The sequence below is a fragment of the Streptomyces sp. NRRL WC-3618 genome (genome assembly GCF_001280005.1).
In the GTDB taxonomy this organism is placed as follows: Bacteria; Actinomycetota; Actinomycetes; order Streptomycetales; family Streptomycetaceae; genus Streptomyces.
The window spans coordinates 68,411-87,768 of the sequence record NZ_LGDW01000001.1 but is presented as its reverse complement, the minus strand read 5'-3'; the positions used below and the strand labels follow the sequence as shown (position 1 = coordinate 87,768).

Here is a 19,358-nt window from a genome sequence, read left to right as displayed (position 1 = left end):
GGCCGGTGGGGGGATTTGGCGGCCGGACGGTGTTTTGGTGAGACGGGTGGAACCGGAACGGTCAGTGGAGAAGACTGCCCTGTAGTTCGGCGCGCAGATCCGGGGTGAGCACAGCGCCCGCCCGGTCGACCAAAAGCGCCATCTCGTAGCCGACGAGACCGATGTCGCAGTCCGGGTGGGACAGGACTGCGAGCGACGAGCCGTCCGAGACGGACATGAGGAAGAGGAACCCGCGTTCCATCTCGACGACCGTCTGGGCCACCGTGCCGCCCTCGAAGATGCGCGAGGCACCCGCGGTGAGCGAGGTGAGCCCGGAGGCGACAGCGGCGAGCTGGTCGGCGCGATCCCGGGGGAAACCCTCCGACATCGCCAGAAGGAGACCGTCGGCGGACACGACGACGGTGTGGGACACACCGGGGGTGTTGTCCACGAAGTTGGTTATCAACCAGTTGAGGTTCTGTGCCGCCTGGCTCATCTGGCTCAACTATCGCTCCTGCTGGTGAGTGGGGCTGGGGAAGCTGCCCGTCTGGTCGGAGCCGTTACCGGCCTGCCGACCCTGGGCGATGCCCCTACGGAGGTTGGTCAGCCGGCCGCGCACGTCATCGGGCGCACGCGAGACCGCCGGACCGCTTTGGTGCTGTTGCTGCTGAGCCGTACCCGGTACGAGGTTCGCACGCGGGACCCGGCGCGGGAGGCCGGAAGTCGTGACGCCACCGGCGGCCGGCTGGCGGACGCGCTCGGCCTGGCGGCCCAGCTCGTCGTTCGGCGAGGTGCGCCAGGAGCTGGTCGCGGCCGGCGCGGTCACCGGACGCGGGGGAGTGGGCGCGGAGGACGGCTGCGCGGGCGCCGAAACGTTGCCGTTGACGCCGTTGCTGCTGCCGTTGGCCTGCGGCCGACCGTTTTGCGACGGCTGACCCTGCTGACCCTGCCCATGGAACCAGTTGGTCTCCAGGGTGTCGTACAGCGGGGTCCGTCCGTCACCGGGGCTGCTCGCCGGCGGCAGTGCCTCCGGCTGCGACGGGCGCGCCGGGACCGGCGGCCGGGAGCCGCCGAAGTCGGCGGGGCCACGGCCCGCGCCCTGCTGCGGACGCTCGAACTGGCCGGTGGACGACGGGTCCTGCTGACGGCGCGGCACCTGGCCCCGGTTGTCGAAACCGGAGGGCGCGGGGAACTCGCCGGTCGAGCCGGCGTCGTATCCGGTCGGCGCCGGGAACTGGCCCGTCGAACCGTTGTCGTACGACGGCGGCCCGAACTGCCCGTTGTGCTGCGGGCTGTGCTGGCCCTGCTGCCCGGCGGGCGGGGTGCCGAAGACGTCCGAGCGGACGAACGACCCGTTGTTCTGCTGGTCGTTGGGGTCCACGGAGCCGTTGTACCCGGGCACCGGGAACTGGCCGGTGTCCGAAGGGCCGCCAGGACGCGGGGCGTTGTAGTCGGGGCGGGCGAACTCGGAGGTGGCCGCCGGGTTCTGGAGATCGTCGATGCGCGGTATCCGCGCGGTGGAGTCCGGCTCCTCGTGACCGCGCGGGGTGTCCAGCGAGGCACGCGGCACCGGAGGCTGCGCGTTCTCGTCGCTCCAGCTGGGCCGCGACGGCGCGTTGCCGCCGGGCAGCTCGGGACGCGCACCGCCACGCGGCGGGAGCTGCGGACGGCGCCCGCCGCCCTGTCCCTCGGCGCGCGGAGTCGGTACGGGACCACGCGAGCCGCCGAAGGCGTCCTGACGCGGGGTGCTGTTGCCGAAGGCGTCCTGGCCCTGGCGTCCGCCCGGACCGTCGCCGAAGCCGCCGGCGGCCTGGAGGCCCTGCGGGGCACCCGGTGCCTGACCGCCGAAGACGCCCGCACCGGCACCGGCCGGAGCCGGCCTGCCGCCCTGCTGAGGCGCGCCCGGACCCTGCGGTCCACGCGGCGCCCCGCCCGGACGACCGCCCCCGTCCCGGCCGGGCAGCGCGGCCCGCGCACCCTGGCCGGAGCCGACCTGACCGCGCGGTGCGCCGCCGGCGCCGAGGAGGCCGCCACCGGCGGGAGCGCCCTGGCCACCGCCCCGGCGAGCCGCGGCCACACCGGCGGAGGCCTGCGCGGCGGCGGGACCGCCCACGGGGGCACCGCCCTGGCCGGCCTTGCCCGGAACGGGCTTCTTGCCGCCCTGGGCGACGTCGACGGGGAGCATGACCAGCGCGGTCGTACCACCGGAGTCGGAGGGACGCAGCTGGATACGGATGCCGTGGCGCTGCGAGAGGCGGCCGACCACGAACAGACCCATGCGGCGGGAGACCGACACGTCCACGGTGGGCGGCGCGGCGAGCCGCTCGTTGATCGCCGCGAGGTCCTCGGGCGAGAGGCCGATACCGGTGTCGTGGATCTCGATCAGGACGCGGCCGTCGGGCAGCGCGTGACCGGTGACCTTGACCTTGGTCTGCGGGGAGGAGAACGACGTGGCGTTCTCCAGCAGCTCGGCGAGCAGGTGCACGAGGTCGTTGACGACTCGGCCGGCGACCTCGGTGGTCGGGACCGAGGAGAGCTCGATGCGCTCGTACTGCTCCACCTCGGAGGCCGCGGCGCGCAGCACGTCGACCAGCGGGACCGGACGGGTCCAGCGACGGCCGGGCTCCTCACCGGCGAGGACGAGGAGGTTCTCGCCGTTCCGGCGCATACGGGTCGCGAGGTGGTCGAGCTTGAAGAGGGAGGACAGCTGGTCCGGGTCGGCCTCGCGGGACTCCAGTTCGGAGATGAGCGACAGCTGACGCTGGATGAGGCCCTGGGAGCGGCGCGAGAGGTTGGTGAACATCGCGTTGACGTTGCCTCGCAGGAGGGCCTGCTCGGCGGCCAGTCGGACGGCCTCGCGGTGCACGTCGTCGAAGGCCGCGGCCACCTGGCCGATCTCGTCCCGGGAGTGCACACCGACCGACTCGACGGACGTGTCGACGTCCTGCGGGTCGGACTCGGACAGCTGCTTGACCAGCTCGGGCAGCCGGTCCTGGGCGACCTTGGTCGCGGTGTCCTGGAGGCGGCGCAGCGAGCGGATCATGGAGCGGGCCACGATGAAGGCGCCGACCAGCGAGACACCGAGCACGAGCAGGATCAGCGCACCCGAGATGATCGCTTCCTGCTCGGCGTCGTTGCGCAGCTCGCGAGCCTTCTGCTCCATCTCGTTGAGCAGCGTGAGCTCGATGGTCTTCATCTGCTGGATCTTCGCCGAGTCGTCGTCGACCCAGTCCTTGTAGGAGCGCCGCTGGAGCCCCTGGATGCCGTCCCTGCTCTGCAGGATGCGCTTGGCGTAGAGGTCGGCCGCCGTGATCGTCGGGCTGCCGTCGTCGATCGGCTTGAGGAGATCCTCGGCGCCGGAGCCGTAGATGCTCTTGAAGCTGTCGAGGTCGGAGTCCTGGCTGCTCAGGGCCGACTCGGCGTACAGCCGGTCGTTCTCCGTGAGCCTGCCGAGCTTCTTGGGGTCCTCGGGCAGCGCCGCCGCGATGACCGCGCGCTGGATGGACGCGTACTCCTTGGCCGACGAGAAGGCGGCCAGGGAGCGGGTCCGCGTGATCATCTCGGGGTTGCTGGTCGCCTCGGCCATGTCCTGGGAGAGGTCGAGCAGCTGGGTGACGAGACGGTGGTAGGACTCGACCGTCTGGGTCGAGTTGTTCGGGTCCTCGTAGGCGTTGCCGCGGATCTCGCTGAGGTTGCTCAGCTCACCGACGAGACCCACCAGGCTGTCACGGACACCGCTGAGGGAACCGTTCTTGCTGGCGGTGTCGATCTCCTCGGACGCGTCGATGAAGTTGGCGCGGGCCCGGTCGGTCTTGTCGCGTACGCCCTTGACGCCGAGATCACTGGCAGACGCGCCGTGCGCGAGGGGGCCGGCCGACTGGTCGCGCTCCTCCTGGAGCGCGGCGGAGAGCTCGGTCGCCTGCTTGGTGATGTCGGTCAGCAGCCGCATGTTGTCGAGCTGCTGGATGTCGTCCAGGTTGTCGCTGATGCGCACGGCACCGAGCGAGGTCGCCGCGACCACGGGGAGGGCGAGCAGCGAGACGAGGCGGGTCGAGATACGCCAGTTGCGCAGCGCTATTCGCGCACCGGGGCCGTTGGAGCCCTTGGCGGGCTTCACGGGCGGCACGGCGGCTGAAGGCCCACCGGTGGCGTTCTTTCCGGGCGCACCGCTGCCGGGGCGCGTCGAGCGCTCGCCGTTGTCGCCGGTCAGAGCTGCCTGGCCCGGGTTCTGGGCGTGCTGGGGGGAGGAACCGTTACCGGCTCCGTTGTGTGGCTCCGGCTCCGCCGAAGCGCTGCCATCCCTCTTGAAACGTCCCTGCACTAGCGTCGCAACCTCTGGACCAGGCGTCCTTCCGCGTGAACGGACGGACGGTGTCGGCGTATAGGGGGCGCCCTGAAAAACGCCCCCCATGGTGTGGTCGTGAGTGACCTGGCGCGGTTCCCCTCTCACGTGCCGCCGCTCGGCGCTGACTCGCGCCCCATGTGCGCCGGCTCGTTCCCGCGGCGGTCCGTGGAATTCCAGCACAGTGCCGGATCTCCAACAAGGCCAATGGGTCACGGTGTGGCGACGATGACGCCTCGTGAGTACTCAGTCACGGGGCGTAGAAGGCGATTCCGTACATACCCGGCGAAATCCCATGGGTCGCAAGGGTGGTTGCGGTGTCCAGGTCGCCATGATCAGGAGCGGAATGGCAGCTTCAGTAGGGAAATGTCCATTTCATGGAGGGGGGGTAGAGGTCGGAATTGACCGTTTTGCCCAGTGATTCGTGAGGAAACTCACACACCGTTCAAGGGGTCTCCGTGACTTACCCAGGGAATCGCATGTTTAGCCTGACGCTTTACAGAGATGGCAAATCCGACCAACCCGCGCGCGGACGGCGGCTCCCCGCCCGGCCGAGCGCCCCGACACGACAGGGTCGAGGACTACAACAGTGAAGACGACGACGATGTTCCACAACATCGCAAACCCGCGACGCACGACGCTGGCGCACCTGAAGGACGCCGACGAGCTGACGCCCGTCGAGCGACCGGAGCACTCCGTAGACCTCCCCACGCAGACCGCCAACCCCCGTCGCACCATCCTCATGGACGCCCCCGTCGCGGCCTCCCTCGCGGAGTAGTACGCACGAGTGCCGCCCGGTTACTCAGGGCGGAGCCACAAATGTCTGTGTGTCAAGGGCGCCTCTGCCCCTCGTACCCCGGTTTCCCGCCGTACGAAGGTCACGGGCGCCCTCCCTTGTGGCGCGAGCTTGTTGCGTGAGGCGCCCGCCCGCGGCGCGTTAGCCTGGAGCGTCAGACTCCAGCCGGACCAGCGAAGGGGCGCAGGAATCCCGTGCGCATCGCCAGATTCTCCATCGACGGGAACGTCGCCTTCGGCGCGGTCGAGGGCGACAAGCCGGACGAACTAGTCCTCGACATCATCAAGGGCATCCCGTTCGCCGACTTCGAGCTCTCCGGCACGAAGGTCCCCCTCGACAAGGTCCGCCTGCTGCCGCCGGTGCTTCCCAACAAGGTCGTCGCCTACGGCCGCAACTACGCCGACCACGCGAGGGAACTCGGCAACGAGGTGCCCGACGCCCCGTTCGCCTTCTTCAAGCCGTCCACCTCGGTCATCGGCTCGGGCGACCAGATCCAGTACCCCTCCTTCACCGAGGAACTGCACCACGAGGCCGAACTCGCCGTGGTCATCGGCCGGATGTGCCGGGAGGTCCCGCGCGAGCGCGTCAAGGACGTCATCCTCGGCTACACCTGCGCCAACGACATCACCGCGCGGGACGTCCAGAAGCGCGAGAAGCAGTGGGCGCGGGCGAAGGGCTTCGACACCAGCTGCCCCCTCGGCCCCTGGGTGGAGACGGATCTCGACCCCTCCGACCTGACGATCCAGCTCACGGTCAACGGCGAGCAACGCCAACTCGGCCGCACCAGCGAGATGATCCACTCCATCGAGGACCTGATCGTCAACATCACCGAGGCCATGACGCTGCTCCCCGGCGACGTGATCCTCACGGGCACCCCGGCAGGCGTCGGACCGCTCACCGTCGGCGACGAGGTCGCCGTCACCATCGAAGGCATCGGCACTCTCACCAACAAGGTTGTCAAGCGTGGCTAGCGCACCCGCCCCCGCCGTCCGAGTACGGTTCTGCCCGTCGCCCACCGGTAACCCCCACGTGGGCCTGGTCCGTACGGCCCTGTTCAACTGGGCGTACGCCCGCCACACCGGCGGCACGTTCGTCTTCCGCATCGAGGACACCGACGCGGCCCGCGACTCCGAGGAGTCGTACGAGCAGCTGCTGTCCTCGCTGCGCTGGCTGGGCTTCGACTGGGACGAGGGCCCGGAGATCGGCGGCCCGCACGCCCCGTACCGCCAGTCGCAGCGCATGGACACCTACAAGGACGTCGCCGCCAGGCTCCAGGCCGCCGGCCACGCCTACCACTGCTACTGCTCCACGGAGGAGCTGGACACCCGCCGCGACGCCGCCCGCGCGGCCGGCCGGCCCTCCGGCTACGACGGCCACTGCCGCGAACTGACCGACGAGCAGGTGTCGGCGTACACCGCCGAGGGCCGTACGCCGATCGTCCGCTTCCGGATGCCCGACGAGGCGATCACCTTCACGGACCTGGTCCGCGGCGAACTGACCTTCACGCCCGAGAACGTCCCGGACTTCGGGATCGTACGAGCCAACGGCGCGCCCCTGTACACGCTGGTCAACCCGGTCGACGACGCGTTGATGGAGATCACGCACGTCCTGCGCGGCGAGGACCTGCTGTCGTCGACGCCGAGGCAGATCGCCCTGTACAAGGCGCTGATCGAACTGGGCGTCGCGAAGGCCGTACCCGCCTTCGGGCACCTGCCGTACGTGATGGGCGAGGGCAACAAGAAGCTCTCGAAGCGCGACCCGGAGTCGTCGCTGAACCTCTACCGGGACCGCGGATTCCTCCCGGAGGGCCTGCTCAACTACCTCTCCCTGCTCGGTTGGTCCCTCTCGGCCGACCAGGACATCTTCACGATCGACGAGATGGTCGCCGCCTTCGACGTGTCGGACGTGAACCCCAACCCGGCCCGCTTCGACCTGAAGAAGTGCGAGGCGATCAACGCCGACCACATCCGGCTGCTGGACGTGAAGGACTTCACGGAGCGCTGCGCACCCTGGCTCCGGGCCCCCTTCGCGCCCTGGGCGCCGGAGGACTTCGACGAGTCGAAGTGGCTGGCGATCGCCCCGCACGCCCAGACCCGCCTCAAGGTCCTCTCGGAGATCACGGACAACGTCGACTTCCTGTTCCTGCCCGAGCCGGCCTTCGACGAGGCGTCCTGGGCGAAGGCGATGAAGGAGGGCAGCGACGCCCTGCTGATCACCGCGAGGGAGAAGCTGGAGGCCGCCGACTGGTCCTCCGCCGAGTCCCTGAAGGAGGCCGTCCTGGCCGCCGGCGAGGCTCACGGCCTCAAGCTCGGCAAGGCCCAGGCCCCGGTCCGCGTGGCCGTCACCGGCCGCACGATCGGCCTGCCGCTCTTCGAGTCCCTGGAAATCCTGGGCAAGGAGAAGACCCTCGCGAGGATCGACGCGGCGCTGGAGAAGCTGGCCGCGTAACACCCACGCACGTGAGAGGGGCGGCACCCGGAAACCCCGGGTGCCGCCCCTCTCACGTGCGGATCACACCGCGTCGTTCTCGTCGATCAGGTACGCGAACTCGTCGAAGATCTCCAGTACGACAATGACCATGATGGCCCCCGCGACCATGTACTCCAGCATCACACCGGGGGCCACGTACGCCTTCCGTAGATGTTCGTCGGGGCCGAGTTGCGCTGTCGCGGCCTTGCGGAAGGGGTCACGCGACAGTATCCGCACCGCCCTGTCCAGCTGCGCTCGACGCTCGCCGGACAGGCCGTCGTACACCGCACGGGCTTCGACGGTGAACTGGACTCGGTACTCGCCCATGCACCCAGTGTGGCAGCCCGCGGCCGCGTCCATCGGGGGATGACCCCCGAGCCCCCAGCCGGTCCGGCGGTACCGTCGGTGTCATGACGATCCGAGCCGTGGTCTGGGATGTTGACGACACCCTCTTCGACTACACGACGGCCGACCGCGCCGGCATGCGGGAGCAGCTCGTGGCCGAGGGGCTGCTCGACGGGTACGGGACCGTCGAGGACGCCCTCGTGCGGTGGCGGGAGGTCACCGACCGGCAGTGGGCGCGGTTCGCGGCCGGGGAGACCGACTTCCAGGGGCAGCGCCGCGAGCGGGTGCGGATGTTCCTGGACGAGGAGCTGACCGACGCCGAGGCCGACGCCTGGTTCGACCGCTACATCGGGCACTACGAGGCCGCCTGGGCGCTCTTCCCGGACGTGCTGCCCGTCCTCGACCTCCTCGCCGCCAGCCATCGGCACGGCGTGCTCTCCAACTCCAGCCTCCTGGTGCAGGACCGCAAGCTGCGCGTCCTCGGCGTACGCGACCGCTTCGAGGCCGTCCTGTGCGCGGCCGAGCTGGGCGTCCACAAGCCGGACGCCCAGGCCTTCCACGCCGCCTGCGACGCCCTCGGCCTGCCTCCGGAGCAGGTGGCGTACGTCGGCGATCACCCGGAGATCGACGGGCGGGGCGCCGTGGAGGCCGGAATGCTGTCCGTGTGGATCGACCGCGGCGGCGCCGGCGTCGTCGAGCGGGCCCCCGGGGGACCGCACCGGATCGCCTCCCTCGCCGAACTGCCCGCGATCCTCGGCGCGGATACCCGTTTTGGAGCGCCGTCCACCTTCGGGTAATGTTCTTCCTGCGCCGCCGGACAGCGGGCCGAAAGGCCGGAAAACCGGAGGCGCACACTAGGGCAAGAGTCCCGCAGGGGCTCGCGTTCCAGTGGCCTATGGTGTAATTGGCAGCACGACGGTTTCTGGTTCCGTTAGTCTTGGTTCGAGTCCAGGTAGGCCAGCTCGCAGATTGCTTCAAATCTGCACCCGTGGAGATCAGACTCCACACAAGCCCCCGTTGTGTAGCGGCCTAGCACGCTGCCCTCTCACGGCAGTAGCGCCGGTTCGAATCCGGTCGGGGGTACAGATCCTTCCCGGAGGGTCAGTTCGGGTCGCACCCACTGGCTCTCACGCAGGATCGCTAGGGCCCCCGTTGTGTAGCGGCCTAGCACGCTGCCCTCTCACGGCAGTAGCGCCGGTTCGAATCCGGTCGGGGGTACGTTTTACTTGAATCACCTTGGTCTATGGTGTAATTGGCAACACTACGGTTTCTGGTACCGTCATTCTTGGTTCGAGTCCAGGTAGACCAGCTCGGATCTGCGGCGGTGTAGTTTTGACCGCCTGTAAGATCCTCGCCCCCGTTGTGTAGCGGCCTAGCACGCTGCCCTCTCACGGCAGTAGCGCCGGTTCGAATCCGGTCGGGGGTACGTCAGAGCACAGTGGCCCTCCGCTTCGGCGGGGGGCCACTTGCCGTTTCGTGGTCCCGTGCCTACAGGCCGTACCGCCGCGCCGACTCCTCCTCCTGGGCCAGCCGGTGCAGTGCCGTGAGCACCGGTTCGAAGAGCACCGTCGCCGCGACCGCCGTCTCGACCCGCTCCGCCTCCGACGCGTGCGTCTCCAGATAGTCCAGGTCCCGGTTCGCCACCTGGTGCATCAACTCCGCGTACGGCGCCATCAGTTCGGCGTCCCAGGGATACCCCAGCCGGATCAGCGCGGCCACCGCCACCACCAGCGAGCGGTGCACGGGGGACAGCGGGCTCAGCTCGCGCGCGGTCTCCCAGCCGAGGCCGGCCAGCAGTCGGTCCACCTCCCGGCGGGCGGCGATCACGGCCGGGTCCGCCTCGTCCGGCTCGGTGCCCTGCGGCAGCGCCCACAGGGCCGCGCCCAGGCGGACCGTACGGCCCAGGGAGTCGTCGTCGACGTGACCGAGCACCTCCCGGGCGGTGGCGACGGGGATACGGCCCACCTGGATCAGTGCGCGCACCAGCCGCAGCCGCCGCAGATGACCCTCGTCGTACTCCGCGGTGGTCGTGTTGATCTGTCGTCCGGGTGCCAACAGGCCTTCGCGCAGGTAGTACTTGATCGTCGCGGTGGACACACCACTACGCTCGCTCAACTCCGCCAGCCGCATGCCTTGCGCCTTTCCTCGGACGACGCCACGATCCAAGCACCGGCAGTCGGATAGTGTCGCTACCCAATGAGAGTCCACCGGTCCGCGTAGTGGAGAAGTGGGGGCGCTCCGGCAGGGAAGCGGTTTGGTCGCCGCTCGGGGGCGACGGCGGCGCCGGTGGACACCTCGGAGCCGCTGATCGGTACAGGCCCGCGCCTGAAAGGCGGGGTGGACGTCGGTGAAGGTCTGCCGCGGCGTTGAGGCCGACCCATCTCCGACATCCGTCACCGTGGTCAGCCTGTGCGGCGCAAGGCCTCCGAGAGGCGGCCCGCCGCGTCGATGACCGCCTGGGCGTGCATGCGGCCGGGGTGGCGGGTCAGGCGCTCGATGGGGCCGGAGACCGAGACGGCGGCCACCACGCGGTTCGACGGGCCGCGGACCGGTGCGGAGACCGAGGCGACCCCCGGTTCGCGCTCGCCGATGGACTGGGCCCAGCCCCGGCGTCGTACGCCCGACAGCGCTGTCGCTGTGAAACGGGCGCCCTGGAGGCCGCGGTGCAGGCGCTCCGGCTCCTCCCACGCCATCAGGATCTGAGCCGACGAGCCCGCCTTCATCGTGAGCGTCGAGCCGACCGGGACCGTGTCCCTGAGGCCCGAGAGACGCTCGGCCGCGGCGACGCAGATACGCATGTCTCCCTGCCGGCGGTAGAGCTGCGCGCTCTCGCCCGTCAGGTCGCGGAGATGCGTGAGCACCGGGCCGGCGGTCGCGAGGAGGCGGTCCTCGCCGGCTGCCGCCGCCAGCTCCGCCAGGCGGGGGCCGAGAATGAAACGGCCCTGCATGTCGCGCGCCACCATGCGGTGGTGTTCCAAGGCCACGGCGAGGCGGTGTGCCGTGGGTCGTGCGAGGCCGGTCGCCGCGACCAGACCCGCGAGGGTGGCCGGACCGGACTCCAGAGCGCTCAGGACAAGGGCTGCCTTGTCCAGAACGCCGACGCCGCTACTGTTGTCCATGAAACGATACTCGCGTCTCACTCTGTGAAACGCAAGTTCATTTTCCGGTGGAACGCGCCACTCTGGAAGACACAGGGGTTCGCCGACCACGGGCCCGGCGGCAGAAGTCCGGACGAGGGGTACGGACGGACGCCTCCACAAGATCTCTATCTAGTTGGGCCGGCGCCCACACGGGCCGGCCGGAGGGAAAGCGATGGGTAGGACACTCGCGGAGAAGGTCTGGGACGACCACGTCGTCCGGCGCGCCGAGGGCGAGCCCGACCTCCTCTTCATCGACTTGCACCTGCTGCACGAGGTGACCAGCCCGCAGGCCTTCGACGGTCTGCGCCAGAACGGCCGTAAGGTGCGGCGCCTCGACCTCACCATCGCGACCGAGGACCACAACACCCCGACCCTCGACATCGACAAGCCCATCGCCGACCCGGTCTCCCGGGTCCAGCTGGAGACGCTGCGCAAGAACTGCGCCGACTTCGGGGTGCGGCTGCACCCGCTGGGCGACGTCGAGCAGGGTGTCGTCCACGTGGTGGGACCGCAGCTGGGGCTGACCCAGCCGGGCACCACCGTCGTCTGCGGCGACTCCCACACCTCCACCCACGGCGCCTTCGGCGCGCTGGCGTTCGGCATCGGCACCTCGCAGGTCGAGCATGTGCTGGCCACCCAGACGCTGCCGCTGGCCCGCCCCCGGACCATGGCCATCACGGTCGAGGGTGAACTGCCCGACGGCGTCACCGCCAAGGACCTGATCCTCGCCATCATCGCGAAGATCGGTACGGGCGGCGGCCAGGGCTACATCCTGGAGTACCGCGGCTCCGCCATCGAGAAGCTCTCGATGGAGGCCCGGATGACCATCTGCAACATGTCGATCGAGGCCGGCGCCCGCGCGGGCATGATCGCCCCCGACGAGATCACCTTCGAGTACCTCAAGGGCCGCCCGCACGCCCCCGCCGACGCGGACTGGGACGCGGCGGTGGAGTACTGGAAGACGCTGCGCACCGACGACGACGCCGTCTTCGACGCCGAGGTCGTCATCGACGGCGCCGCGCTGTCGCCGTTCGTCACCTGGGGCACCAACCCCGGCCAGGGCGTGCCGCTTTCGGCGGACGTCCCCGACCCCGCTTCGTACGAAGACGCTTCGGAGCGCCTCGCCGCCGAAAAGGCCCTGGAATACATGGGGTTGGAGGCCGGCCAGCCGCTGCGCTCCATCAAGGTGGACACCGTCTTCGTAGGTTCGTGCACCAACGGCCGTATCGAGGACCTGCGCGCCGTCGCCGAGATCGTCGGGGGCCGCAAAGTCGCCGACGGCGTACGGATGCTGGTCGTCCCCGGTTCGGTGCGGGTCGGTCTGCAGGCCGTCTCCGAGGGCCTGGACGTGGTCTTCAAGGAGGCCGGCGCCGAATGGCGGCACGCGGGCTGCTCGATGTGCCTGGGCATGAACCCCGACCAGCTGGCCCCCGGTGAGCGCTCCGCGTCCACCTCCAACCGCAACTTCGAGGGCAGGCAGGGCAAGGGCGGCCGTACGCACCTGGTGTCGCCGCAGGTCGCCGCCGCGACGGCCGTACTGGGCCACCTGGCCTCCCCGGCCGACCTGTCCGACGCCGACACCCGTACGCCCGCTGGAGTCTGATCAGCCATGGAAGCATTCACCACGCACACCGGCCGGGCCGTCCCGCTGCGCCGCAGCAACGTCGACACCGACCAGATCATCCCTGCTCACTGGCTCAAGAAGGTCACGCGGGACGGGTTCGAGGACGGGCTGTTCGAGGCCTGGCGCAAGGACGAGAACTTCGTCCTCAACCGGCCGGAGCGCAAGGGCGCGACGGTGCTGGTCGCCGGTCCCGACTTCGGTACGGGCTCCTCGCGCGAGCACGCCGTCTGGGCACTGCAGAACTACGGCTTCAAGACCGTGATCTCGTCGCGCTTCGCCGACATCTTCCGCGGCAACTCGCTCAAGAACGGCCTGCTCACGGTGGTTCTGGAGCAGAAGATCGTGAACGCGCTGCAGGAGCTGACGGAGAACGACCCGCAGGCCGAGATCACGGTCGACCTCGAGGCCCGCGAGGTGCGCGCCGAGGGCATCACCGCGGCCTTTGAGCTCGACGAGAACGCCCGTTGGCGGCTGCTGAACGGGCTGGACGACATCTCCATCACCCTGCAGAACGAGGACGAGATCTCGGCGTACGAGGCGAAGCGGCCCTCGTACAAGCCGTGGACGCTCCAGGTCTGACCCGCCAGGCCCTTCGCAAGTAGGGTTTCGGCCACCGCAACACCCCGGCTGTACCCCCGATCGCCACGATTGGGGGTACAGCTGTTTCTGCCTCCGGAGCCTCTCGCGCCCCCTGCCGGTCCGCCTCAACTTCCCACGTTAGAACGGGTGTTGATGGGGTAGCCGGGTCTTGACAAGGCGGCCGCGAACTGAACAGGGAAGGCCGTTTGAGGCGGCAGTTGCCCCCTGCGCAGGCGACAACTCGCCCCAGATGGCACAATCTGTGCATGGAACACGACGGCCAACTCGAGCTCTACATGGCGGTCGCGGCCCAACTAAAGGAAGCGCACACAACAGTGCGCGCACTGCAAGTCCCGGAGGGCGTACGGATGGCGCTGACCCGGAAGCTGCTGGTCATTACGGCCGCGGCCAAGCACGATCTCGCCGATGCGACAAGGCGGCTGGAACGCTTCATGGCGGACCTCGACGAGGGTCGATTCCCTGACGAGGAACGCTGAGGAACTCCGTGACAGCCCGAGTTCGTTGCGGCACAAGGGTGATTAGCCCGTTTCGTGTTTGATTTGCGGTATATATCTGCCTAACGTGCGAAAAAGCTTGAACACTTTCGTTCTGGCAATGTCTCCGAAGGGGAAGACGTGAACAAGGCGCAGCTCGTAGAAGCCATTGCGGACAAGGTCGGTGGCCGTCAGCAGGCCGCCGAGGCGGTTGACGCGGTCCTGGACGCCATCGTCCGCGCGACCGTCAGCGGAGACAGGGTCTCGGTCACGGGCTTCGGTTCGTTCGAGAAGGTCGACCGTCCGGCCCGTTACGCCCGCAACCCGCAGACGGGTGAGCGGGTTCGGGTCAAGAAGACCTCGGTTCCCCGCTTCCGTGCGGGCCAGGGCTTCAAGGACCTGGTGAGCGGCTCGAAGAAGCTCCCGCGCGGCGGCGAGGTCGCGGTCAAGAAGGCGCCCAAGGGCAGCCTGACCGGCGGCGGTGCTGCCGCAACGGTCAAGAAGGCCGCGGCGAAGAAGGCCACCACCGCCAAGAAGGCGACGGCGAAGCGGACGACCGCGACGGCCAAGAAGGCGGCGCCGGCGAAGAAGACGACGGCGACGGCCAAGAAGACCACCGCGAAGACCGCGGCGGCCAAGAAGACGACGGCGACGGCGAAGAAGACCGCCGCCAAGAAGGCCCCGGCCCGCAAGTCGGCGGCCCGCACCACCGCCACCGCCAAGAAGGCCACCGCCGCCCGCACCAAGTAGGGGCGCAAGGGCACCCACGCGCCGGGCCGGACTCCAGAGGGAGTCCGGCCCGCGGCGTGTCCGGGAGCCTTCGCGGATCAGAAGGTCTACTGAAGGTCTTCTGAAGGTCTTCTGAAGATTTTCAGAAGGTTTGCAGGGTGACGAGCGTGATCCTGGGGGTGCCCCCAGCCCCGTCCGCGACCTCCGGCGCCTCGACCTCGATGCGCACCCGCTGCCCGGGCCGCAGCAGCCTCAGCCCGCCCGCGTCGAACGCCGACGCGTCGAAGGGAACGGGGGTGCCGTCGTCGAGCAGCACACTGCCACTGCGTGTCCCGGCGTCGTACGTGTACGCGGTCGCCTGCATGGCGGCAGCCTACTGGCCCGCGAGCAGCAGCCCCTCGACGGCGGTCGCCGTCCGCGACCCCACCCCCAGGGCGAGCGCCGCCCGCAGGTCGTCGCCGGTGTCCACGTCCTGGCGTACGGAACGCACGGTGGTGAGCGCGAGTTCCACGGCGCCCGAGTCGCGGTGCCGGTTGCGGGAATGCCGGCCGAAACGCGGAAGCAATTCCTGACCGGGGCCGGCGGTCAGCACAGTTGTGCCCACGGTGGCCGCGTCCACAAGGAAAGCGCGCGGAAACGCGGCGGCGGCGTCCAGGACGCGGGCCAGCTCCAGGGGGCGCAGGGCCGGCAGATCGGCGTTCAGGGCCGCCACGGCACTGTCCGGCCGAAATGCCCGTACGGCCGCCGCTCCGTGCGTCAGAGCCGCGTTCAGGCCGCCAAGGGGCTCGTCGGGCACGATCGCGGCACCCAGGGCCGCCAGCTCACGGGCGGCCAGGGCGTCGTTCGTGACGACTGCCACATCGCGGACCGCCGGGCAGGCGAGCACCGCCGCCACCGTGTCCTGAGCGAAGGCCAGGGCGAGAGCGGGGCGGAGTCCGTCGTGGGCGGTGTCCGCGAGCCTGCTCTTGGCCCGCGCCAGAGGCTTGAGGGGTATGACCACTGTCCACTGCACGAGCGTCGCGCCCCTCCCTCGTCCACCGGCTGCTCCTCCGGCGCACTCCCGGTCGCAACCATTGTCACCTGGCTGTCATCAAAGCCCACCGGGCGGTGTCGGTGCCGGGGCGTACGGTGTTCTCGACAGACCGGAAGCCCGGGTCGACACTTGTGCGGCCCCCAGGCCGACCGGCGGAGGTCCTGGTCCAGGCCTTAGAGGAAGGTGTCCGCGTGCCCAGCCGCAGAATCGGCTTCTGGTACCGCCTTGCTGCGGTCATCTGCAAACCGCCGCTGGTGGTTCTGATCAAGCGGGACTGGCGCGGAATGGAGAATATTCCGGCGGCGGGCGGATTTATCACCGCGGTGAACCACAATTCGCACGCGGACCCCTTCGCCTACGGGCACTACCAGTACAACAGTGGCCGCGTTCCGCGTTTTCTGGCGAAGAGCGCGCTTTTCAAGAAGGGATTCAGCGGTGTCATGATGCGTGGCACCGGACAGATCCCCGTCTACCGCGAGACCACCGACGCGCTCAGCGCGTTCCGGGCCGCGATCGACGCCGTGGAACGCGGCGAGTGTGTCGTCTTCTACCCCGAGGGCACCATCACCCGCGACCCCGACCAGTGGCCCATGACCGGCAAGACCGGCGCCGCCCGGGTGGCCCTGCAGACCAAGTGCCCGGTGATCCCGGTGGCCCAGTGGGGCGCGAACGAACTGCTGCCGCCGTACGCGAAGAAGCCCAACCTCCTTCCGCGCAAGACCCACCACGTCCTCGCGGGCCCGCCCGTGGACCTCACACGGTTCTACGACAAGGAGATGAGCCCCGACCTCCTGAAGGAGGCGACGGAGGTCATCATGGCCGCGGTCACCCGCCAGCTGGAGGAGATCCGCGGCGAGAAGGCGCCCAAGACGCCGTACGACCCTCGGCGGGAGCGGATCGAGCAGCGCCGTCGCACCGCGGCGGAAGAGGCGCAGGACGCGCTGGACGCGCAGGCGGCAGCGGCCGCCGAGGCGGCGGTAGAAGAGGCGACAGCAGCAGGATCACCAGCAGAAACGGCAGCAGTGCAGGCACGGGAAGTTCAGGAAGAAGGGCAGGGCAAGTGAGCGAGCCGGTCAAGGCGGCGGTGTTCAGCGCGGGATCATGGGGGACCGCCTTCGGCATGGTGCTCGCGGACGCGGGCTGCGAGGTCACCCTGTGGGCCCGGCGCCCCGAACTCGCCGAGGCGATCAACTCCACGCGGACGAACCCGGACTACTTCCCGGGCGTGGAACTCCCGGGGAACCTCCGCGCCACCACGGACCCCGCCGAGGCCGCCCGCGACGCCGACTTCACGATACTCAGCATCCCCTCGCAGACCCTGCGCGGGAACCTCGCCGAGTGGACGCCCCTGCTCGCCCCCGACACGGTCCTCGTCTCCCTCATGAAGGGCGTCGAACTCGGATCGGCGATGCGGATGAGCGAGGTCATCGACGACGTCGCCAAGGTGGGCCAGGACCGCATCGCGGTCGTCACGGGACCCAACCTCGCCAAGGAGATCGCCGCCCGGATGCCGGCGGCGGCCGTGGTCGCGTGTACGGACGACGCCGTGGCCCAGCGCCTCCAGACCGTCTGCCACACCCCGTACTTCCGCCCGTACACCAACACCGACGTCGTCGGCTGCGAACTGGGCGGCGCCGTCAAGAACGTGATCGGTCTGGCCGTCGGTATCGCCGACGGCATGGGCCTCGGCGACAACACCAAGGGCTCACTCATCACGCGCGGCCTCGCCGAGACCGCCCGCCTCGGCATCGCGATGGGCGCCGACCCGCTCACCTTCGCCGGACTCGCGGGCCTGGGCGACCTGGTGGCGACCTGTTCCTCGCCCCTCTCCCGCAACCACACCTTCGGCACCAACCTCGGCAAGGGGATGACCCTCGAGGAGACCATCGCGGTCACCAGGCAGACCGCCGAGGGCGTCAAGTCCTGTGAGAGCGTGCTGGATCTGGCGCGCAGGCACGGCGTCGACATGCCGATCACGGAGACGGTCGTCGGTATCGTGCACGAGGGCAAGCCGCCGGTCGTGGCCCTCAAGGAACTGATGTCGCGCAGCGCCAAGCCCGAACGACGCTGAGCAACAGGGGTCTGCGGGCGCTGACTCAGCGCCCTACCACCGGGTACCCTCAACCCGATATGAGCACCGAGAACCTCCCCCAGAGCCCCGAGCAGCCGTCCCGCAAGCCGCGCGTGGCGGTCGTCTTCGGCGGCCGCAGCTCCGAACACGGGATCTCCGTGGTCACCGCCGGCGCCGTGCTGCGTGCCATCGACCGGACGAAGTACGACGTCCTGCCGATCGGCATCACCCAGGACGGCCGCTGGGCGCTCACCGCGGACGAACCGGAACGCATGGCGATCGTCGACCGCAAAGCGCCGAACGTCGCCCAGCTCGCCGAGTCGGCCGAGGGCGGCGTAGTGCTCTCCGTCGACCCCGCCAACCGCGAAGTCGTCTACAGCGAACCGGGATCGGTGCCCAAGGCCCTCGGCGAGGTGGACGTCGTCTTCCCCGTCCTGCACGGCCCGTACGGCGAGGACGGCACGCTTCAGGGCCTGCTGGAGCTCTCCGGTGTCCCCTACGTCGGCGCGGGCGTACTCGCCTCGGCCGTCGGCCAGGACAAGGAGTACATGAAGCGGGTGTTCACCTCGTTCGGGCTCAAGGTGGGCCCGTACGTGGTGATCCGGCCGCGCGAGTGGGAGCGCGACGAGTCGGCGGCACGCAAGAAGATCATCGACTTCGCCGGCGAGCACGGCTGGCCGCTGTTCGTGAAGCCCGCGCGCGCGGGATCGTCGTTCGGCATCACCAAGGTCGACGAGCTGAGCGGCCTCGACGAGGCGATCGCCGAGGCCCAGCGGCACGACCCGAAGATCATCGTCGAGGCCGCGCTGCGCGGGCGCGAGATCGAGTGCGGGGTGCTGGAGTTCGAGGACGGTCCGCGTGCCTCCGTACCCGCCGAGATCCCGCCCGTACAGTCGCACGCCTTCTACGACTTCGAGGCCAAGTACATCGACTCGGCCGACGGCATCGTCCCGGCTCCGCTCACCGAGGAGCAGACCGCCGAGGTGCGCCGTCTCGCGGTCGAGGCCTTCGACGCCGCGTCCTGCGAGGGTCTCGTCCGCGCGGACTTCTTCCTCACCGAGGACGGCGAGTTCGTCATCAACGAGATCAACACGATGCCCGGCTTCACCCCGATCTCCATGTACCCGAGGATGTGGCAGGAGACGGGAGTGGGCTACCCGGAGCTGGTGGACCGCCTGGTGCAGGCGGCCCTGCGCCGCTCAACAGGCCTGAGGTGAAGCGCCCCGAGCCGGAACAGGCCCAGAACGGCGCTCAGTCGGCGATCCCGACAGGAACCGCCTTCTTGACGGCGGCAGCCAGATCGACAAGCGCCCCCGAGGTGTCCCGCCCCTTGGGCACTGTCAGTTCCACATAGGCCAGCCGCGACGCGGTGGTGAAGCGGGAGGACCCTCCGTCCTCCTGCTCCATCAACCACTGGACCCCGTTCACCTCACCGCCGACAGCCTTGGGATCGTTCCCCGAGGCGACCTTGGGGTCCGTCATCTTGGGCGGTCGTACGACACCGCAGCGCAGTATGATCGCCGGGCTGCCCCAGCCCGCGGTCAGTGCGGACCGGGGCTCGGGGTCGTCGCGGCCCAGGCCGTCCACCTTCGCCGGCAGCGCCCTGTCCAGGTTCCGGCACAGCTTCGTGGTCTTCCCGTCCGGCTGGGGAACCGTGACTCCGGCGCTGTCGTCTGCTGAGGAGCAGCCCGTGACGACGATCAACAGGGCGAGCACGGGCAGAGCGAGTGGCCGGGGACTGAAGAAGTTCACCGGCA

General features: G+C 69.6%; 19 protein-coding genes and 5 tRNA genes. 16 read left to right on the top strand and 8 right to left on the bottom strand.

From position 1 onward, the window contains the following. Positions 1–61: 61 nt before the first annotated feature. Positions 62–475 carry a roadblock/LC7 domain-containing protein gene (locus ADL01_RS00435; RefSeq protein WP_044471908.1) on the bottom strand — a complete coding sequence of 138 codons (414 nt, stop codon included), beginning with the start codon at positions 473–475 and terminating at the stop codon, positions 62–64. Between the two features lie 9 nt (positions 476–484). Beyond that, complete coding sequence (locus ADL01_RS00430) at positions 485–4,300, bottom strand: nitrate- and nitrite sensing domain-containing protein (RefSeq protein WP_053739810.1); 3,816 nt, start codon at positions 4,298–4,300, stop codon at positions 485–487. Positions 4,301–4,910: 610 nt separating this feature from the next. Here ADL01_RS00430 and ADL01_RS00425 point away from each other — a divergent pair. From ADL01_RS00425 to gltX, 3 genes are all read left to right on the top strand, one after another. After that, entirely contained in the window at positions 4,911–5,099 is a 189-nt protein-coding gene (locus ADL01_RS00425; RefSeq protein WP_053739809.1) for a hypothetical protein, read from the top strand. A gap of 212 nt (positions 5,100–5,311) precedes the next feature. Further along, on the top strand, positions 5,312–6,088 hold the full coding sequence (locus tag ADL01_RS00420) for a fumarylacetoacetate hydrolase family protein (protein ID WP_053739808.1): 777 nt from the start codon (positions 5,312–5,314) through the stop codon (positions 6,086–6,088). Beyond that, complete coding sequence (gene gltX, locus ADL01_RS00415) at positions 6,081–7,565, top strand: glutamate--tRNA ligase (RefSeq protein ID WP_078960238.1); 1,485 nt, start codon at positions 6,081–6,083, stop codon at positions 7,563–7,565. The genes ADL01_RS00420 and gltX overlap by 8 nt, the downstream gene beginning before the upstream one ends. A gap of 63 nt (positions 7,566–7,628) precedes the next feature. Here the strand turns inward: gltX and ADL01_RS00410 are convergent, their stop codons facing one another. Next, positions 7,629–7,913 (bottom strand): hypothetical protein, encoded by a 285-nt coding sequence (locus ADL01_RS00410; protein WP_053739806.1) that lies wholly within the window; start codon positions 7,911–7,913, stop codon positions 7,629–7,631. Between the two features lie 83 nt (positions 7,914–7,996). Between ADL01_RS00410 and ADL01_RS00405 the strand changes: the two genes are divergently transcribed. The 6 genes from ADL01_RS00405 to ADL01_RS00380 all read left to right on the top strand — a co-directional run bounded on the left by ADL01_RS00405 (position 7,997) and on the right by ADL01_RS00380 (position 9,357). After that, positions 7,997–8,728, top strand: coding sequence for an HAD family hydrolase (locus ADL01_RS00405; RefSeq protein ID WP_053739805.1), 732 nt, complete (start codon positions 7,997–7,999; stop codon positions 8,726–8,728). Between the two features lie 92 nt (positions 8,729–8,820). Then, positions 8,821–8,892, top strand: a tRNA-Gln gene (locus ADL01_RS00400). Between the two features lie 49 nt (positions 8,893–8,941). After that, positions 8,942–9,014 (top strand) — tRNA-Glu (locus ADL01_RS00395). A gap of 62 nt (positions 9,015–9,076) precedes the next feature. Beyond that, positions 9,077–9,149, top strand: a tRNA-Glu gene (locus tag ADL01_RS00390). Between the two features lie 19 nt (positions 9,150–9,168). Next, a tRNA-Gln gene (locus tag ADL01_RS00385) sits at positions 9,169–9,240 on the top strand. 44 nt (positions 9,241–9,284) lie between these two features. Next, positions 9,285–9,357, top strand: a tRNA-Glu gene (locus ADL01_RS00380). Between the two features lie 62 nt (positions 9,358–9,419). On the opposite strand, the gene ADL01_RS00375 is transcribed toward ADL01_RS00380, so the two are convergent. Both ADL01_RS00375 and ndgR read right to left on the bottom strand, forming a co-directional pair. Continuing rightward, positions 9,420–10,061 carry a MerR family transcriptional regulator gene (locus ADL01_RS00375; RefSeq protein WP_053739804.1) on the bottom strand — a complete coding sequence of 214 codons (642 nt, stop codon included), beginning with the start codon at positions 10,059–10,061 and terminating at the stop codon, positions 9,420–9,422. A gap of 272 nt (positions 10,062–10,333) precedes the next feature. Continuing rightward, a complete protein-coding gene (gene ndgR, locus ADL01_RS00370) occupies positions 10,334–11,050 on the bottom strand; it encodes an IclR family transcriptional regulator NdgR (protein ID WP_006383662.1) in 717 nt (238 codons plus the stop codon). A 193-nt stretch (positions 11,051–11,243) separates the two neighbouring features. Between ndgR and leuC the strand changes: the two genes are divergently transcribed. The 4 genes from leuC to ADL01_RS00350 all read left to right on the top strand — a co-directional run bounded on the left by leuC (position 11,244) and on the right by ADL01_RS00350 (position 14,518). Next, complete coding sequence (gene leuC, locus ADL01_RS00365) at positions 11,244–12,674, top strand: 3-isopropylmalate dehydratase large subunit (RefSeq protein ID WP_053739803.1); 1,431 nt, start codon at positions 11,244–11,246, stop codon at positions 12,672–12,674. A gap of 6 nt (positions 12,675–12,680) precedes the next feature. Further along, a complete protein-coding gene (leuD, locus tag ADL01_RS00360; protein ID WP_053739802.1) occupies positions 12,681–13,274 on the top strand; it encodes a 3-isopropylmalate dehydratase small subunit in 594 nt (197 codons plus the stop codon). 266 nt (positions 13,275–13,540) lie between these two features. After that, a complete protein-coding gene (locus tag ADL01_RS00355; RefSeq protein ID WP_053739801.1) occupies positions 13,541–13,771 on the top strand; it encodes a hypothetical protein in 231 nt (76 codons plus the stop codon). Positions 13,772–13,909: 138 nt separating this feature from the next. Beyond that, positions 13,910–14,518: an HU family DNA-binding protein gene (locus tag ADL01_RS00350; protein WP_053739800.1), complete on the top strand. Its 609-nt coding sequence runs from the start codon at positions 13,910–13,912 to the stop codon at positions 14,516–14,518. Between the two features lie 121 nt (positions 14,519–14,639). On the opposite strand, the gene ADL01_RS00345 is transcribed toward ADL01_RS00350, so the two are convergent. Both ADL01_RS00345 and cofC read right to left on the bottom strand, forming a co-directional pair. Then, positions 14,640–14,861, bottom strand: a complete 222-nt coding sequence (locus ADL01_RS00345) for a hypothetical protein (RefSeq protein ID WP_053739799.1) — start codon at positions 14,859–14,861, stop codon at positions 14,640–14,642. A gap of 9 nt (positions 14,862–14,870) precedes the next feature. Then, a complete protein-coding gene (cofC, locus tag ADL01_RS00340; protein ID WP_053739798.1) occupies positions 14,871–15,509 on the bottom strand; it encodes a 2-phospho-L-lactate guanylyltransferase in 639 nt (212 codons plus the stop codon). A gap of 212 nt (positions 15,510–15,721) precedes the next feature. On the opposite strand from cofC, the gene ADL01_RS00335 reads away from it, so the two are divergent. Genes ADL01_RS00335 through ADL01_RS00325 form a run of 3 tightly spaced genes read left to right on the top strand, consistent with a single transcriptional unit; the run spans position 15,722 to position 18,818 of the window. Then, complete coding sequence (locus ADL01_RS00335; protein WP_053739797.1) at positions 15,722–16,594, top strand: lysophospholipid acyltransferase family protein; 873 nt, start codon at positions 15,722–15,724, stop codon at positions 16,592–16,594. Next, complete coding sequence (locus tag ADL01_RS00330) at positions 16,591–17,601, top strand: NAD(P)H-dependent glycerol-3-phosphate dehydrogenase (protein WP_053739796.1); 1,011 nt, start codon at positions 16,591–16,593, stop codon at positions 17,599–17,601. Before ADL01_RS00335 ends, ADL01_RS00330 begins: the two co-directional genes overlap by 4 nt. 59 nt (positions 17,602–17,660) lie before the next feature. Continuing rightward, positions 17,661–18,818 carry a D-alanine--D-alanine ligase family protein gene (locus ADL01_RS00325; protein ID WP_053739795.1) on the top strand — a complete coding sequence of 386 codons (1,158 nt, stop codon included), beginning with the start codon at positions 17,661–17,663 and terminating at the stop codon, positions 18,816–18,818. 34 nt (positions 18,819–18,852) lie between these two features. Here ADL01_RS00325 and ADL01_RS00320 read toward each other — a convergent pair whose 3' ends face one another. Next, entirely contained in the window at positions 18,853–19,353 is a 501-nt protein-coding gene (locus ADL01_RS00320; protein ID WP_053739905.1) for a DUF3515 domain-containing protein, read from the bottom strand. Between the last annotated feature and the right edge of the window lie 5 nt (positions 19,354–19,358).

Coding starts and splice junctions, on each gene's coding strand:
- leuC (WP_053739803.1), top strand. CDS start 11,244: ATGGGTAGGACACTCGCGGAGAAGGTCTGGGACGACCACGTCGTCCGG.
- ADL01_RS00355 (WP_053739801.1), top strand. CDS start 13,541: ATGGAACACGACGGCCAACTCGAGCTCTACATGGCGGTCGCGGCCCAA.
- ADL01_RS00345 (WP_053739799.1), bottom strand. CDS start 14,861: ATGCAGGCGACCGCGTACACGTACGACGCCGGGACACGCAGTGGCAGT.
- ADL01_RS00375 (WP_053739804.1), bottom strand. CDS start 10,061: ATGCGGCTGGCGGAGTTGAGCGAGCGTAGTGGTGTGTCCACCGCGACG.
- ADL01_RS00325 (WP_053739795.1), top strand. CDS start 17,661: ATGAGCACCGAGAACCTCCCCCAGAGCCCCGAGCAGCCGTCCCGCAAG.
- leuD (WP_053739802.1), top strand. CDS start 12,681: ATGGAAGCATTCACCACGCACACCGGCCGGGCCGTCCCGCTGCGCCGC.
- ADL01_RS00405 (WP_053739805.1), top strand. CDS start 7,997: ATGACGATCCGAGCCGTGGTCTGGGATGTTGACGACACCCTCTTCGAC.
- ADL01_RS00435 (WP_044471908.1), bottom strand. CDS start 475: ATGAGCCAGGCGGCACAGAACCTCAACTGGTTGATAACCAACTTCGTG.
- ndgR (WP_006383662.1), bottom strand. CDS start 11,050: ATGGACAACAGTAGCGGCGTCGGCGTTCTGGACAAGGCAGCCCTTGTC.
- ADL01_RS00410 (WP_053739806.1), bottom strand. CDS start 7,913: ATGGGCGAGTACCGAGTCCAGTTCACCGTCGAAGCCCGTGCGGTGTAC.